At 39.3% G+C, this 17,570-nt stretch carries 12 protein-coding genes; 7 read left to right on the forward strand and 5 right to left on the reverse strand.

The genetic code is table 11. The features are described 5' to 3' along the window. Positions 1-16 precede the first annotated feature (16 nt). Positions 17-2,554 carry a glycosyl hydrolase family 18 protein gene (locus tag AC2IP4_RS04975; protein WP_375322671.1) on the reverse strand — a complete coding sequence of 846 codons (2,538 nt, stop codon included), beginning with the start codon at positions 2,552-2,554 and terminating at the stop codon, positions 17-19. A 614-nt stretch (positions 2,555-3,168) separates the two neighbouring features. Here AC2IP4_RS04975 and AC2IP4_RS04980 point away from each other — a divergent pair. From AC2IP4_RS04980 to oppF, 5 genes are all read left to right on the forward strand, one after another. Then, a complete protein-coding gene (locus AC2IP4_RS04980) occupies positions 3,169-4,833 on the forward strand; it encodes an ABC transporter substrate-binding protein (protein ID WP_375322670.1) in 1,665 nt (554 codons plus the stop codon). Between the two features lie 105 nt (positions 4,834-4,938). Further along, positions 4,939-5,859, forward strand: coding sequence for an oligopeptide ABC transporter permease OppB (oppB, locus tag AC2IP4_RS04985; RefSeq protein WP_375322669.1), 921 nt, complete (start codon positions 4,939-4,941; stop codon positions 5,857-5,859). Positions 5,860-5,873: 14 nt separating this feature from the next. After that, positions 5,874-6,776: an oligopeptide ABC transporter permease OppC gene (gene oppC, locus AC2IP4_RS04990; RefSeq protein WP_105055009.1), complete on the forward strand. Its 903-nt coding sequence runs from the start codon at positions 5,874-5,876 to the stop codon at positions 6,774-6,776. Between the two features lie 50 nt (positions 6,777-6,826). Next, positions 6,827-7,792: an ABC transporter ATP-binding protein gene (gene oppD / locus AC2IP4_RS04995; protein WP_375322668.1), complete on the forward strand. Its 966-nt coding sequence runs from the start codon at positions 6,827-6,829 to the stop codon at positions 7,790-7,792. Next, on the forward strand, positions 7,792-8,787 hold the full coding sequence (oppF, locus tag AC2IP4_RS05000) for a murein tripeptide/oligopeptide ABC transporter ATP binding protein OppF (RefSeq protein ID WP_375322667.1): 996 nt from the start codon (positions 7,792-7,794) through the stop codon (positions 8,785-8,787). Before oppD ends, oppF begins: the two co-directional genes overlap by 1 nt. Before the next feature lie 274 nt (positions 8,788-9,061). Here the strand turns inward: oppF and AC2IP4_RS05005 are convergent, their stop codons facing one another. From AC2IP4_RS05005 to AC2IP4_RS05020, 4 genes are all read right to left on the reverse strand, one after another. Next, positions 9,062-10,228, reverse strand: coding sequence for a JmjC domain-containing protein (locus AC2IP4_RS05005; protein ID WP_375322666.1), 1,167 nt, complete (start codon positions 10,226-10,228; stop codon positions 9,062-9,064). Between the two features lie 64 nt (positions 10,229-10,292). Next, positions 10,293-11,030, reverse strand: a complete 738-nt coding sequence (gene pflA, locus AC2IP4_RS05010) for a pyruvate formate lyase 1-activating protein (RefSeq protein WP_375322665.1) — start codon at positions 11,028-11,030, stop codon at positions 10,293-10,295. A 161-nt stretch (positions 11,031-11,191) separates the two neighbouring features. Beyond that, on the reverse strand, positions 11,192-13,468 hold the full coding sequence (gene pflB, locus AC2IP4_RS05015) for a formate C-acetyltransferase (protein ID WP_105055004.1): 2,277 nt from the start codon (positions 13,466-13,468) through the stop codon (positions 11,192-11,194). 286 nt (positions 13,469-13,754) lie between these two features. Continuing rightward, complete coding sequence (locus AC2IP4_RS05020; RefSeq protein WP_105055003.1) at positions 13,755-15,263, reverse strand: DUF3360 family protein; 1,509 nt, start codon at positions 15,261-15,263, stop codon at positions 13,755-13,757. 617 nt (positions 15,264-15,880) lie between these two features. On the opposite strand from AC2IP4_RS05020, the gene AC2IP4_RS05025 reads away from it, so the two are divergent. Together AC2IP4_RS05025 and AC2IP4_RS05030 are read left to right on the forward strand one after the other, a co-directional pair. Continuing rightward, a complete protein-coding gene (locus AC2IP4_RS05025) occupies positions 15,881-16,651 on the forward strand; it encodes an ABC transporter ATP-binding protein (RefSeq protein WP_375322664.1) in 771 nt (256 codons plus the stop codon). 79 nt (positions 16,652-16,730) lie between these two features. Then, positions 16,731-17,507, forward strand: coding sequence for an ABC transporter substrate-binding protein (locus AC2IP4_RS05030; RefSeq protein ID WP_375322663.1), 777 nt, complete (start codon positions 16,731-16,733; stop codon positions 17,505-17,507). Positions 17,508-17,570 lie beyond the last annotated feature (63 nt).

Below are 17,570 nucleotides of genomic sequence, written 5' to 3' on the forward strand. Positions count from 1 at the left end.
TTGTTTTAAAAGAGTATTAATTACAAGTAGAAATACCTACTTCCTTCCATACTCCCCATTCACCAGAGGTTGATGGATCATTACCTTGAGTCCACCATTTTGCTTCCCATGTTTTACCTGCTTGAGACACTTGATCGCCACCAGTGTAAACCGCTGTTGCATCCCATGCATTGTCACAAGTTACAGGTGGGTTCCCAACATCTTTTAGTACAGTAACGCTTACTGTTGCTGTATTTGATGCTTGGCCATCATTTGCAGTGACCGAGAATGATAACGGAGTATCTGTTGTATAAGAACCTGAAGTAAAGGTTACTTTAGACCCTGTAACTGTTGCATCTATTCCTGATGGAACAGCCCACGTAAACGTAAGGGGATCGTTATCTGCATCAGTAGAAGAAGAGGCATCTAATATAACGACATCACCTTTATTGACAGAGCTTGGTGCAATAATTGCTGCCACTGGTGGGGTATTAACTGGTTCAGTTCCCTCAACTGTGACTGCTACAGAGGTAGAGTCAGAAGCTGTTGCGCCTTTATTGTCAGTTACCGTTAATGTAAATTGTAGAGTTTCAGATTGAGCAAAACCATCGGTAGAAAAACTAGCGTTAGCACTATTTGGATTGCTTAATGTTATTACTGGACCAGAGGTTTGAGTCCAAACATAAGAGACAATAGTTCCATCGCTGTCTGATGATAAAGATCCATCAAGTCGAACTGTAGCAGGAGCGATAACAGCAATATCAACTCCGGCATTAGCAATTGGTTTCTTATTTACTGGAGGAGTTACCGTACCATCACCAGCAAGACCTTCTTGCATTGCATTAAGAATATCACCATTATCTGCGTCAATTTCCCATGCAAATAAGCCACCTAACCCAAGTGAACGAACGTATTCACCTTTAGCAAGTACAGATTGTTTATTGTCATAAGTGATTAAATCACCATTGCTTGGATCATAAGCGTAAGCGGCTTGAGCAATATCATCATAACCCACTTCAACGCCTGCTTTATTTACGTAATTGGTCACTACATCTTTATAATCAATTACGCCAGCTTCCCAAGAACCTGCAACTTTACCATTACCAACACCTGTCATAGGGTTTGTCGGATCAGTCATGCTGTCACGTGTAACACCAGTCCAGCCACGCGCATACATAGCAGCACCAACGACTAATTTTTTAGCATCAACACCTTGAGCAAGTAATAAGTCGATCGCATTAGTGATTGTATAAGCAGGACCTTTACGAGGCTCGCCTTTATCATCTAACCCTGTCCCATCACATTCGCCTTGTGACATGTGTGAGCCACAGTTTAACGCAGTTTGATGCCCAACGACGTTATTCCAGCCGCCAAAGAAGTCATAAGTCATCGCAAAGATATAATCCATATATTGAGAAGCTGCTGCATAATCAACATCCTCAATCTTATCGTAACCAGCACCAATCGCAGAGGTTAACTCATACGTTTTACCTGTTTCAGCACTTAACTCATCAAGCATTGCTCTTAGTTCTTGCATTAATGCAACATAAGCTGGGCCATCATTTACAGGGTCACCACCTGTTGCACTTGCACCGTCACCACCAGGGAATTCCCAATCGATATCTACACCATCATAAAATTTCCATGTTTTAAGGAATTTTTTAACTGAAGCAACGAAGATGTCTCGCTTAGGTTTATCAACAAAGTCATAAAAAGGGTCTGATAAAGTCCAACCACCGATTGATGGAACAATTTTTAGGTCTGGATAACGTTGCTTAAGTGCCATCATTTGTCCATAAGTCCCTTTATAAGGAGTACTATGAACGTGACCAGATTGAGGCTGCGGCATTTGAACAGCAGCCCATGGGTCATGAATAACAACTTCATAGTCAGGAGTTCCTGCACAAGCACGGTTTAGAGCAGCTAAGCTGTTGCCGTTTTCAATTTCACCTAAAGAAGGGTTAGGGCCACAGATAGGAACAAAACCATAAAGAATATGGGTTAGATTTTGTGCTGGAATTTGGTCAACAGCAAACTTACGACCGTAAACCCCCCATTCAACAAAATAAGCACCAGAAACCATTCCATCTGGCGTGGTGTAATTTCCATTAGCAGGATCGACATTCATTGGCAGAGGATCTAAATGGCTACCATCAGTATCGGCAACAACAATTGCTTTGGCTGCACTGGTGCTACATTCTTCTGTTGCGCCTGAGCCATTACAAAGTTCTATCGTCATTTCGTATTGACCGCCTTGACGAACTTGTAGAACCGTAGACGCTTTTTGTGAAGCCGAAGGAGAAACCGCTTCTTCATGAACCACAACGCCATTTAATAGCACGCGCCATTTTTCTGCAGATTCACCAGACCAGCGATCCCAAGTAACAGGTACTTCTGCAAATTCTTTAATTGTCACTAAATCTTTATATGAGGTAGCTGCTTGATCTACATCGATAATTGAAAAATCACTTTCCATCCAAGAAATAATTGCTTGGCCAGGGACCGCAGCATAGCCTGGAGCGGATAGAGCAAGGGCAATTGCTGCAGAGCAAACCCCTAGTTTATTTTTAAACATAAATAACATCCTTGATTAATTCATCCTAAATGGATTGCTGCTGAAAAATTCAGCATTGCTACTATCTTTGTTCATATTTTATAAATATCCAATTACGATGCTGAATTTGGTAGCAATCTAGGATAATCAACATGTTTGATTTGTAATGCAGCTAAAATAATGAAGGGTCTGTCTAAAATTTATGCTTTATGTATTGCGTTACTTAAGGTGCTTAATTATTAGAGTTAATTAACTTATTTGCGTAAAAAAAGCTATTAATTAGCGTTTTTATCTATATTTTTAGCGATTTTTTAGCTTTCTATTCTTGTTTTTAATGTTCTTCTAGTCGAAATGGTATGGAATTTTATTTTTTTATAGTGTATCGGTACTCATATTTGCTGAAAGGTTAAAATGTGGTCGTTTATCCTGCTGGTTGTGATGTTTTTAAAAATTATTAGGCGTTTTGTAACAAAAATGTGGCAAATTACTTCAATGGTTGATAATGTTTCCCACAATTCTTCGAAGGTTTTTATGTTTTTTAAGCGTATTTCACGTTTTTAGATAATAAATGATTGGCAAGTCGTTTTGCCCGAAGAGTGTCATGGAAGCTAAATAAAATGTATTGGAGTTAATGCATGTATAAGAATAAAATTACACAAGCGATCTTGCTTGGTGGCCTGTCACTAACACTTGCCGGCTGTGGAGATAAAACCGCAGAGCAACCAGTTAAAGAAACTAAACCTGCTGAAAAACGAATGTCGACAGAAGTGGTTTATGCAGATGTTCAAGAACTGACTCGTGGTAATGGTACTGAAGTTGCAACTCTTGATCCTCATAAGTCTCAAGGTGTACCTGAGTCTCACGTGATTCGTGATTTACTTGAAGGTTTGGTAAATCAAGATGCAGAAGGTAATACCATTCCTGGTGTTGCAGAAAGTTGGGAAACAACGGACAACCAAAAATTCATTTTCCATTTACGTAAAGATGCTAAGTGGTCAAATGGCGATCCTGTAACTGCAGATGATTTCGTATACAGCTTCCAACGTGCTGTTGATCCTGCAACTGGATCTCCTTACTCTTGGTATATGGAATATACTAAGATGGCGAATGCTAAAGACATCGTTGCGGGTAAAAAAGATAAGAGTGAACTAGGTGTTAAAGCAATTGATGCCAACACTTTAGAAGTTCAACTTGATACTGCTGTTCCTTACTTTGTTAAAATGATGGGTCATACAACAGTAAAACCTGTTCATAAAGCAACGATTGAAAAATTTGGTGATCAGTGGACTAAACCGGGTAATTTTGTTGGTAATGGTGCTTATGTTGTTGACCAATGGGTTGTGAATGAGCGTTTAGATCTAGTTCGTAACGAACAGTATTGGGATAACGCGAATACGAAAATCAATAAAGTCACTTTCTTACCGATTGAAAATCAAGTGTCAGAAATGAATCGTTTCCTTTCTGGTGAGTTGGATTTTACAAACGAATTGCCTGTGGAACACTTTAAACGTCTGAAAAAAGAAGAGCCTGAATCTGTTTCAGTTGTTGGTAGTCTATGTACTTACTACTACTCGTTTAATACAAAAAAAGCACCGTTTGATGACGTTCGAGTTCGTAAAGCTATCTCTTATGCCATTGACCGCCCAATTATTTCTGATGTCATTTTAGGTCAAGGTCAAAAACCAGCGTATTTCTTAACACCAGAAATTACAGCGGGCTTTAATCCTGAGCTTCCTGCTTACGGTAAAATGACGCAAGATGAACGTGATGCTGAAGCAAAACGTTTATTAGCTGAAGCGGGCTTTGGTCCTCAAAATCCACTTAAATTTACACTTCTATACAACACGTCAGAAAACCATAAGAAAATTGCAGTCGCTGCAGGCTCTATGTGGAAGAAGACTCTTGGCTTAGAAGTTGTTTTAGAAAACCAAGAATGGAAAACCTACCTAGATTCAAAAGATCAAGGTCAATTTGAAGTAGCACGTGCTGGCTGGTGTGGTGATTACAATGAAGCATCTGCTTTTTTAACATTAATGGTTAGTAAGAATACAACTGGTGGTCAACATTACGGAAGTGCTGAATATGATGCATTGATTGAAAAAGCATTGGCATCAACTTCAGAAGAAGAGCGTACTGCTATCTATCTACAAGCTGAGCAGCTATTAGCGAAAGATATGCCAATTGCGCCTATCTATCAGTACGTTAAATCTCGTCTATTATCCCCTCAAGTTGGTGGTTTCCCAACAGGAAACGCAGAAGAGAAAATCTACTCAAAAGATCTTTACATCAAAGCTAAGTAATTAGTAGTAACTAAAACTATAAAAAAAGCCACTACACGCAGGATAGCGTGTAGTGGTTAGATCGATCTTTATTTTATTTTTTGTCACAGACTGGAAGAGTGAATTATGTTTCAATTCATTATCAAACGGATCCTTGAAGCAGTCCCAACAATGTTGGTATTGATCACTATCTCATTTTTTTTAATGAGGTTTGCTCCTGGTAACCCATTTTCTACAGAGCGGCCACTTCCGCCAGAAGTAATGGCGAATATCAATGCAAAGTATGGTTTAGATAAGCCTGTATTTGAACAATACACCACTTACCTTGGAAACATTCTGCAAGGTGATTTTGGACCATCATTTAAATACCAAGATTACACAGTTAATGAGCTGGTTGAAGCGGCATTACCCGTTTCTGCAAAAGTCGGTTTTTTTGCCTTTATCTTTACCGTTGTACTTGGTGTCTCCATTGGTACGTTAGCCGCATTGAGGCAAAATACCTGGTTAGATTACAGTATAATGTCAACAGCCATGATAGGGGTCGTAATGCCATCCTTTGTATTGGCCCCTGCACTTATTTATCTCTTTTCTATTGAACTTGGTTGGTTCCCTGCCGGGGGCTGGCATGATGGTTCATTTAAATACATGTTTTTACCAATTATGGGTATGTCCTTTCTCTACGTAGCAACGTTTGCTCGTATCACTCGCGGTAGCATGATTGAAACACTTAATAGTAACTTTATTCGTACGGCTCGAGCAAAAGGATTAAGTTACCGCTACATCGTTCTAAAACATGCGTTAAAACCAGCAATGCTACCTGTTGTTTCTTATATGGGTCCAGCATTCGTAGGTATTATCACCGGTTCTGTTGTTATCGAAACCATTTTTGGTTTACCGGGTATTGGTAAGTTATTCGTAAATGCAGCCTTCAACCGTGATTATTCGTTAGTAATGGGGATAACCATTTTAATTGGTTTCCTATTCATCTTATTCAACGCCATTGTTGATGTATTACTAGCTGTAATTGACCCGAAAATTCGTTATTAATAGGGAACGGACGTATGTTAACGAAAAAAGAAAATTTAGAAGCGATCGAAAAGTTCTCAGAAAATCTAGAGATTGAAGGTCGTAGTTTGTGGCAAGATGCGCGTCTTCGTTTTATGCGAAACAAAGCGGCAATGATAAGCCTTTGTGTGCTTACAGTAATGACATTAGCTGTGATTTTTTTACCTATGTTTAGTCAGTATGCTTATGATGATACCGATTGGTATGCATTGCATGAAGCACCAAGTATGACTCACCTTTTTGGTACAGATAGTTTAGGGCGAGATCTTTTTGTTCGTACTTTAGTTGGTGGCCGAATCTCATTGATGGTTGGTATCCTCGGTGCATTTGTCGCGGTACTTATCGGTACGCTTTATGGTGCAACTTCAGGATTTGTTGGCGGTAAAGTCGACCGTATCATGATGCGTTTTATTGAGATTTTATATGCGGTCCCATTTATGTTCCTCGTAATTGTACTAGTGACATTCTTTGGCCGTAATATCGTACTTATCTTTGTTGCTATCGGTGCAATTGCTTGGCTTGATATGGCTCGTATAGTTCGTGGTCAGACACTGAGCTTACGTAGTAAAGAGTTTATCGAAGCGGCACACGTTTGTGGTGTGAGTAAGTGGGGTATTATCACTCGCCATATCGTACCAAACGTATTAGGTATTGTTGCTGTTTATTCAACGTTACTTATTCCAAGTATGATCTTAACAGAATCTTTCTTATCCTTCCTCGGTCTTGGTGTTCAAGAGCCAATGACAAGCTGGGGTGCTTTACTTCAAGAAGGCTCTCAAACAATGGAAGTCGCTATTTGGCAACTAACTTTCCCCGCTTTATTTATGGTTGTTACCTTATTTTGCTTTAACTACGTGGGTGATGGTTTACGTGATGCGCTGGATCCAAAAGACAGATAATTCTCTGTGTGGACAGCTAATTATTAAACAAATTTGAGTAGGAAAGAATTATGAGTTTATTAGATGTAAAAGATCTGCGCGTAGAGTTTACAACTCAAGATGGTAACGTAACAGCAGTAAATGATTTAAATTTTTCACTTCAGCAAGGTGAGACATTGGGCATCGTAGGTGAGTCAGGCTCTGGTAAGTCACAGACAGTATTTGCACTAATGGGTCTATTAGCTAAAAACGGTATTATTACTGGTAGCGCAAAATTTGAAGGTAGAGAGGTTCTTAATCTTCCTGAAAAAGAGCTGAATAAAATTCGTGCTGAACAAATGGCGATGATTTTCCAAGATCCAATGACGTCACTTAATCCATATATGAAAGTTAGTCATCAGCTAATGGAAGTATTAATGCTTCATAAAGGCATGGGTAAAGCAGAAGCATTTGAAGAGTCAGTTCGTATGTTAGAAGCGGTTAAGATCCCAGAAGCTCGTAAGCGTATTACTATGTACCCACATGAGTTTTCTGGTGGTATGCGTCAACGTGTAATGATTGCGATGGCATTATTGTGTCGTCCTAAACTACTTATTGCGGATGAACCAACAACAGCACTAGATGTAACTATCCAAGCACAAATCATGCAGCTATTGAATGAACTAAAAAGTGAATTTAATACCGCTATCATTATGATTACCCATGACTTGGGTGTGGTTGCAGGCTCGTGTGATAAAGTATTAGTGATGTACGCAGGTCGTACAATGGAATATGGTTCAGTGAATGAAATTTTCTATGAGCCAAGCCATCCATACGCAGAAGGTTTGTTAAAAGCTATTCCTCGTTTAGATCAAGAGGGTGATATTTTACCAACTATCCCTGGTAATCCACCAAACTTACTTCGATTACCTACAGGCTGCCCTTATCAAGAGCGTTGTCATCGTGTAATGGAGCGTTGTAAGCAAGAAGCACCGATACTGCAACCATTTGCAAACGGTCGTTTACGTGCTTGTTTTTCTGAACAGGAGACGTGGTAATGTCAGCAGATAAAAAATTAATATTAGACATAAAGAACTTAAAAGTTCACTTTAGCATACCATCAAAATCAGTGTGGCCTTGGGCGAAACCTGCAAATTTAAAAGCGGTAGATGGTGTAAACGTTCGCTTATATGAAGGCGAAACATTGGGTGTTGTTGGTGAGTCTGGTTGTGGTAAATCAACGTTTGCTCGTGCAATTATTGGTTTAGTAGAAGCAACAGAAGGTGAAGTTGTGTGGCTTGGTCAGGACTTGACTAAACTGGAAGATGAGCCATTACGCCAAAAACGTAAAGAGATTCAAATGATCTTCCAAGATCCACTTGCTTCTCTTAATCCACGTATGACTGTAGGCGATATTATTGCTGAACCATTACAAACCTTCTATCCAAAGTTGACGAAAGATGAAGTGAAAGATAGGGTAAAAGAAATGATGGCAAAGGTGGGTTTATTACCTAATGTTATTAACCGTTACCCTCATGAATTCTCTGGTGGGCAATGTCAGCGTATCGGTATTGCGCGTGCGCTTATTTTAAAACCAAAAATGATCATCTGTGATGAACCAGTATCAGCTCTGGATGTTTCAATTCAAGCACAAGTAGTAAATCTACTGAAAGAGCTACAAAAAGAGTTAGGATTAAGCTTAGTTTTCATTGCTCATGACTTATCAGTAGTGAAGCACATTTCTGATCGTGTATTGGTTATGTATTTAGGTAACGAAGTTGAACTTGGCGAGTCTGATGCGTTGTTTAGTGACCCTAAGCACCCATACACTAAAGCGCTAATGTCAGCGGTTCCAATTCCAGATCCAAAGCTTGAAAGAGCCAAAACAATTGAGATGCTAGAAGGGGATTTACCTTCACCTATTAATCCACCATCTGGTTGTGTATTCCGTACTCGTTGCCCTCAAGCTACAGATATATGTGCACAGACTAAACCAGAGCTAAAAGGAACAGATGTACACGCCGTTTCTTGTTTAGCGGTAACCGATATCTAATGTAAAAAGCCATCATAATTCGATGAATTATGATGGCAATTTCAGTTTTAATCATTCAGCCTGTGACAGGCTTAAGCGCGATAATCTATTTATATCGCGCTTTTTTTATGTTTATACCAATCTACATAAGTATTTGATCATTCTTACTTGTTAAAATCGATTATATCTGCGTTATAACTTTTGTAATTAGATCCACTAGTTACTGCAATTTATGCCTTGCTCTAATCGATTTTTCCTACGCAATTATCTGAACAACTACTTATCCAGAATGGTATTATTCTGCTTCGCCGTCAATGTCAGCAAACCAGTAACCGATATTTACAAATTGCAGTAAATTAGCCACTGAATGTGGATCTTGCAGTAAACCCTCAACATCGAGTTGTGTGAATTCTGACGTTTCACATAAAGCAATCACATCATTTTTTACGCTTAAAGGGAAAACATAGCTTTCACCATCAATATAAAGCGTCATGTTATCTTCACATGTTTCGACTTCATGATAGAAAGCTCTAATTCCAGCGACTTTAATCAGAGCTTGACCTGACTGTAAATAGCTAATTAATTCTTCAGTTGTCCATTTTTCAGAATCAGGAAGGATATTTAAATGATGACGAGAATTACTTAAATATTCACCCATAAATTGCTTTAGAGTTTGTTCATCCGACATAGCATTTAACATCATTGCTTTTAAATCTTCAAAGCTCTGCGTGCTAATTTTAGTACCGTGATTTTGCGCTTGAAGATCTGGATTATGGTAATGCTCATCACCTTTGTCATTCTCAATAATGAAGTCTGCAAAATTACTCACTAATTCTTGTTCTTTTGGAGAACGGAAACCTGCGGAATAACTCATTGATGGTTCTAGTGCATAACCATCATGTGGGAAGCCCGGTGGGATATAAAGAATATCACCAGGTTCTAAGATTTGATCAATGATAGGATCAAAGCCTGTGATTTGCTTTAATGCACCATGACGGTGTTCTTCTTGATATTCACCAATATCACCAACACGCCAATGACGTTTACCTTGACCTTGAATGATGAAAACATCGTATTGATCAATGTGTGGACCTACGCCTCCATCAGGCACAGAATAGCTGATCATGATGTCATCAAATAACCAGTTTGGCATTTGTTTGAATGGCTTGAATAGTTCAGCCGCACCTTCGTGCCAGTGGTTAGCTGCTTGAACAATAATAGACCAATTAGTTTCACCAAGCGTATCGAATAGTTCTTCGCTTAATGGGCCGTGTTCCGCTTTCCATTCGTTGTTTAAGTTAGAAACAAAGCGAGAATCTACGTCATTTTCTAGCGTTAAGCCAGCGAGTTCTTCTGGTGTAACTGGGTCTTGGAAATTTTCAAAACCACCTTTGATGATCACGGGTTTTTTCTGCCAATATTCAGCAAGGAATTCTTTTAACGAAAATCTTAATTGATACATAATTTTTCCAATAAAAATGCCCGATAGCCGGGCATTTAGAATAAATTTAGGGTGAAGTTCGAGCTTAGAATTTCACGTTGTTATGATATTGACTCAGGATCTCTACCATTTTTTCCATGGTTTCTTTAGAAGGAGGATTTACTCCATCAAGAGGGTATTCAAGCCCCATGGCTTCCCATTTATGCGCACCTAATTGGTGGTAAGGAAGTAGTTCAATTTTCTCGATATTATCCATGTCTTTAATGAATTCACCAAGCAAGTGTGCTGATTCTTCATCATCAGTATAGCCAGGAACAATAACGTAGCGGATCCATGTTTTCTGGCCAACTTTATGCAAATAACGTGCGAAATCTAGAACTCGAGTGTTTGATACACCAATTAGTTCTTTATGAACGTCATCTTTCATCTGTTTAAGGTCAAGCATAACAAGATCAGATACTTCTAATACTTCATCAATAACATCAGTATGCTTACGAATATAGCCATTTGTGTCTAGGCAGGTATGTATGCCTTCAGCTTGTGCTGCACGGAAGAAATCACGAACAAATTCAGGCTGAAGCATCGCTTCACCACCAGAACAAGTAATACCGCCGCCAGATGCTTTCATGAAGTGACGGTAGCTTTTAGCTTCTTCAATTAGCTCAGTGACAGTAACTTCTTTACCTTCATGGGTATCCCAAGTATCGCGGTTATGACAATACATACAGCGCATTAAACAGCCTTGTAAAAAGATGATAAAGCGAATACCTGGACCATCAACGGTACCACAAGATTCAAAAGAGTGAATACGACCTACAGACATGACGACATTTCTCCGAACTATAATTATAGAGTCATTTTATTACACTTTGAGTGAATTAAGTAGGGTAAACCAGAGAGAAAAGAAGGGAATTATGAGGAAAGTAGAAATAAAAAAGCCCCGCCAAAATGGCAGGGCTCAATGCTACTTAATTAACGCTGAAATTATAGAGTTTCAGTGAAAGTACGTGCGATTACGTCTTTTTGTTGTTCAGTAGTTAGAGAGTTAAAACGCACAGCGTAACCCGATACACGGATAGTCAGTTGTGGGTAGTTCTCTGGGTGCTTAACTGCGTCTTCTAGAGTTTCACGGTTAAGAACGTTTACGTTAAGGTGTTGACCACCCTCTACGTTAGCTTCGTGGTGGAAGTAACCATCCATTAGGCCAGCAAGGTTAGAACGACGGTTGTCATCGTCTTTACCTAGTGCGTTAGGAACGATAGAGAATGTGTAAGAAATACCATCTTGTGCATCAGCAAACGGTAGCTTACCTACTGAAGTTAGAGATGCTACAGCACCTTTCTCATCACGGCCGTGCATTGGGTTAGCACCAGGAGCAAAAGGAGCACCTGCTTGACGACCATCTGGTGTGTTACCAGTTTTCTTACCGTATACAACGTTAGATGTAATAGTAAGGATAGATTGAGTAGGGATAGCGTTACGGTACATTTTAAGCTTACGGATTTTACCCATGAACGTAGAAACTAGTTCACATGCGATATCATCAACGCGAGCGTCGTTGTTACCAAATTTAGGGTAATCACCTTCGATGTCGAAATCGATAGCGATGCCATCTTCGTCACGAATTGGTTTAACTGTAGCGTATTTGATTGCAGATAGTGAATCGGCTGCAACAGATAGACCAGCAATACCACAAGCCATTGTACGACGAACGTCACGGTCATGAAGAGCCATTAGAGACGCTTCGTAGCTGTATTTGTCGTGCATGTAGTGGATAGAGTTCAATGCTGTAACGTATTGAGTTGCTAACCAATCCATAAAGTGATCTAGACGATCCATTACTTTAGCGTAATCAAGAACTTCATCAGTCATTGGCGCTTCTTTAGGGCCAACTTGGATTTTCAGCTTCTCATCAACGCCGCCGTTGATAGAGTAAAGCATTGTTTTCGCAAGGTTAGCACGAGCACCGAAGAACTGCATTTGCTTACCAACGATCATTGGAGATACACAACAAGCGATTGCGTAATCGTCAGAACCTAGGTCAGGACGCATTAGGTCATCATTTTCGTACTGGATAGAAGAAGTATCGATAGATACTTTCGCACAGAAACGTTTGAAGCCTACAGGCAGTTGTTCAGACCAAAGAACCGTGATGTTTGGCTCTGGAGAAGGCCCCATTGTGTATAGGCTGTTTAGGAAACGGAAGTTAGTACGTGTAACTAGTGTACGACCGTCAAGACCCATACCACCCATAGATTCTGTAGCCCAGATAGGGTCACCAGAGAATAGTTCATCGTATTCAGGAGTACGTAGGAAACGAACCATACGTAGCTTCATTACGAAATGGTCAATCATTTCTTGAGCTTGTTCTTCAGTTAGAAGACCCGCTTCGATATCACGTTGGATGTAGATGTCTAGGAAAGTCGAAGTACGACCTAGAGACATTGCAGCACCGTTTTGAGATTTAACAGCAGCTAGGTAGCCGAAGTAAGTCCACTGAATAGCTTCTTGAGCAGTAGTAGCAGGCTCAGAGATATCACAGCCGTATTTAGCTGCCATAACTTTGATTTGACCTAGAGCGCGGTGTTGTTCAGCAATTTCTTCACGAAGTTGCATTGTTGCTGTTAGATCTTCGCCTTTTTCAAAACGTTCTTGTAAAGAAGCGAATTGAGCTAGTTTGTCTTTGATTAGAAAATCAATACCGTAAAGTGCAACACGACGGTAATCACCAATGATACGACCACGGCCGTATGCATCAGGAAGACCAGTTAGAACACCTGATTTACGACAGTTTAGGATGTCTTTAGTGTAGATATCGAAAACACCTGCATTGTGTGTTTTGCGGTATTCAGAGTAGATTTTTGAAACCATAGGATCAAGTTCACGATCATATGCTTTACAAGAACCTTCAACCATACGTACGCCACCGTTAGGGATGATTGCACGTTTTAGAGGAGCATCAGTTTGAAGACCAACGATTGTTTCTAGGTCTTTATTGATGTAGCCAGCGTCGTGAGCTGTAATGGTAGAGATAAGAGAAGTATCAAAATCAACAGGTGCATGAGTTGCGTTTTCCTGTTTGATTCCTTCCATTACTTTAGCCCAAAGCTTGTTAGTTGCTTCAGTACCTTCAGAAACTAGGAATTCTTCGTCACCTTCATAAGGTGCATAGTTCTTTTGGATGAAATCGCGAACGTTAACTTCGTTTTGCCACTCACCGTCTGCAAAACCTGTCCAAGCTTTAGCAAATTGCTCTGCCATGATATACCTACCTTTCTTAGTAGAAAAAATACGTACTATTTAAGTGGTGTTATGAATAGACCACAACCCGTATGGGCAAATAGTACACTCTAATATTAATAACAATATGAATGGTTATAAAAACTAGTCTATAAGCATTCATATTGCGACTAACCGTTCGATTTTTCAAGAATACATTAAACTTTTTCTGTAAACCTTAAACTAAATCAATAAATCTTCAATTTTTTTAATAAAAATAGGGTAACTAGTTTGTTACCCCATAAGTATTATACGTGAGGAGTGTCTATTATAGTAGTGCCTTAATGCCGTATTGGCCTTCTAGCATACCTACTGCAAGCATCGCTACTAAACAAATGACTAATACGCCACCAGGGATCACGATACGGTCAACAAAAGAAAGATTCTTAGGACGCTCTTTATCACCGATTAATCCATTATTATCAAGAAGCATAGTCATAGCCCAAGCTAATACAGGGTTAGCAACAGCAGCAGCAAAGATGCAGATACCAGCAGATTGTGCATCTTTACTTTCTTTAACCATTTGTACACCAGCTTCAAGCATTGGTAAGAATACACCAACTAATAAAGCCATACACATAACTGGCGGCCAAACTGCGACATCCATAGGAAAACCTAGGATAGCGATGATCATTACAATCGTACCCAACAGAATAGCACCAGCTGGGATTGGACGCTTCGCAATAGCCGCTGGGATCATGTATGTACCCCAAGAAGACGTGATGTTACCACCACCAACAGCAGTACCAACCATTTGGCGGATAGAACACATGGTCATTGTGTCATCAACATCCATTAATACTTTTTCAGTACGGCGTGGGTAGTTTAGTTCTTGGAAAATACGGTGACCAAGAAAATCAGGAGACCACATAGCAACAGCAAGAATTGCAAATGGTAGAGATGCTAAGAAGTGCTGCAGGTTTGGAAGACCTAACATCCAACCTTCAGTTGTAGAGCCCCACCAGTAAACAGGATTTAGGTTAGGGATACCCATTTCAGTTTCAAATTTAAGATCGAAACCAGCACCAAGAGCAAGGGCAACCGCTAAACCAGCAAATGCACAAGCAGGAATTGCTAACCAACGTTTGTTAATACGAGCAAGGTAAGCGTACAGAACGATATTTACCGCTAATACGATTAAACCAATGTAACCAAGCTCACCTTCAAGACCAGTAGACCAAGATTGGATATTACCAATTTGACCCATTGCACCGCTAAAGCCTAAGAAGACAAGAAGACCACCAGCAACCCCTTCAGAGGTCAAGTTAACAAGTTTTGAGCCCCCTTTGAAATAACTTAATAGTAAGCCGAATACACCTAATAAAATGGCAAGAGCAAGAGGGTGTGCACCAGCTAAGGCGATCGCACCGATAAGTGGGATCATTGGGCCGTGGTTACCTGCAAGGTTAGCACGAGGGTTAAAAAAACCAGACGCTAAGATACAGAATAAAAAAGCAGGGATAAGCATTTCTACACGAGCAACTTCGATGGCAAATTCTTTACCTAAGTTGATGTGTGGCCATGCTTGCGTAAGGCCATCAGCCCAAGACATCATTACCGCAGAGTACATTGCGATAATGCCAATAGTACCGGCTAAAGCAGGAACAAGATCTTCAAGTTCAAAACGGAAATCACGGCCTGGTAAATTTAAACGAAAACGACGTGGTTTCATGATTTGAAGTTCATGATCTAAGTAATCTGAACGGCTAGCGAACTCAGAGGCTGGGCGATGTAGCTCGCTATAGCTCTTTTCGTTCTGATCTTTGTCTAAAGACATGGAATCCTCATAATAAATTTTAAAGTAAAATAAAGAGTCAATATATTAATAATATTGATGGATGTTTCTTGTTATTTGAGTCGAGTGTAGCACACGAAAATTAAGCCAATGATTGATCTTGATCACTATATATTTGTATATGAAAGAAAACTACAAAATGAGACCGTTAATACTTTGGTGTTATTATGTTAATGATAGATTTGTTACTTTATTTTTCTTTTAATAACATGGCTCTACAGTGTTTTTGATGCATATTTAGAATGGTATCAACAATATTGAATTTGTTAATATTTCTTAATAAAAAACAAATAATAGTAGTAATTCGTTTACATGTGGAACATATAGTATGTGCTAGATTGTGCGGATTTCAACATAAATTATAAAAATGAAATGTTTTCATATTGTTAGTTTTATAGTGAATATAAATATTTAAATTAAACTGATAAGTGAGTAGTTTTTAGACTAATTTGAATTAAAATTCTTTGTGGGGTTGAATTATGTTTGACCTTTATAGTTTAGTTAATAAATTGTTGCTTGTGATAATCTTGAGTGTTAAATTCTAAGAATAAAGAGAAAAACAAACGATTAATATGTATTTTAATTAGGAGTTATGGCGCATGAAGGATGCTGTCGCGCTAGAAGTGAAAGACTTACATAAGCACTTTGGGCAAAATGAAGTCTTAAAAGGGATTTCGTTGGAGGCTAATAAAGGTGATGTAATCTCTATTATTGGTTCATCTGGTTCAGGTAAAAGTACCTTCCTACGTTGTATCAACTTACTTGAAACACCAACTCAAGGTGAAATTTGGGTTAATGGTGAGCTGATTGAAATGAAAAACAATCGTTTAGGTGAGTCCATTCCTGCGAATGAAAAACAAGTTCAGCGAATCCGATCTCGTTTAGCAATGGTTTTTCAAGGTTTTAATCTTTGGTCTCATATGACCGTCTTACAGAATGTGATTGAAGCTCCTGTACATGTCTTAGGTATGCCAAAAGCCGAAGCGATTGAAAAAGCGGAACAAATATTAAAACAAGTAGGGTTGTATGAGCGCAGAGATTACTACCCGGGACACTTATCTGGTGGTCAACAGCAACGAGCTGCTATTGCTCGTGCATTAGCCGTTGATCCTGAAGTAATGTTGTTTGATGAACCAACGTCAGCACTTGATCCAGAGTTAGTCGGGGAAGTGTTGGGTGTAATGAGAGACCTTGCTGAAGATGGTCGCACCATGTTAGTGGTAACTCATGAAATGGCATTTGCTAGAGACGTCTCAAATCATGTGATGTTTTTACATCAGGGATTGGTTGAAGAGCAGGGGGATCCTGCAAAACTCTTCACGAATCCTGAATCAGAAAGGCTGAAACAGTTTATTTCATCTATTTATTAGATTGGTGAAATGAGTACTACCGAAACACAACACAGTAAATATGGATAAGAATAATTAAATTAGTTACAGGAGCAAGGAAATGAAAAAGTGGTTATTAGCAGCAATTGTTGCATCTACAGCCGTTACTGGCGCAGCTCAAGCAAAAGAATGGAAGCAAATCCGGTTTGGTATTGAAGGAGCTTACCCTCCTTTTAGTTGGACAGAGCCTTCTGGTGAATTAAAAGGTTTTGATGTTGATATTGCAAACGCATTGTGTAAAGAGATGGAAGCACGCTGTAAAATCGTAGCTCAAGATTGGGATGGCATTATCCCATCACTGCTAGCTCGTAAATATGACGCAATCATTGCAGCTATGTCGATTACTGAAGAACGTAAAAAGAAAATTGATTTCACAGAAAAATACGCACTGATCCCAAATAAGTTTGTTGCTAAAAAAGGCACAGATTTAGTAATGACAAAAGCGGGTCTTAAAGGTGTCACTGTTGGTGTTCAGCGTGCTACCACACATGATAAATACTTAACAGATAATTTTGGTAAAGGTGTTGATCTTAAACGTTATGGCTCATTTGATGAAGCGTATCTAGATCTTAAAGCAGGCCGTATTGATACGGTTCTTGGTGATGCATCAGCACTTGAAGAAGGTTTATTAAATAAACCGGGCGGTAAAGAATATGAGTTTGTTGGTCCATCATTAACTGACCCTAAATGGTTTGGCGATGGCTTTGGTATCGCAACTCGTAAGCAAGATAAAGATTTAACTCAGCAGCTAAATGCAGCAATTGATTCATTACGTGAAAAAGGCATTTATCAAGAGATCGCCTCTAAATACTTTAATTACGATGTTTATGGCGAGTAAACATGCAAACTAAGTATTAAAGGGAGGAGACACGCTCAGTGTCTCTTCCATTATTTCTAATAG

Source organism: Aliivibrio thorii (assembly GCF_057368585.1).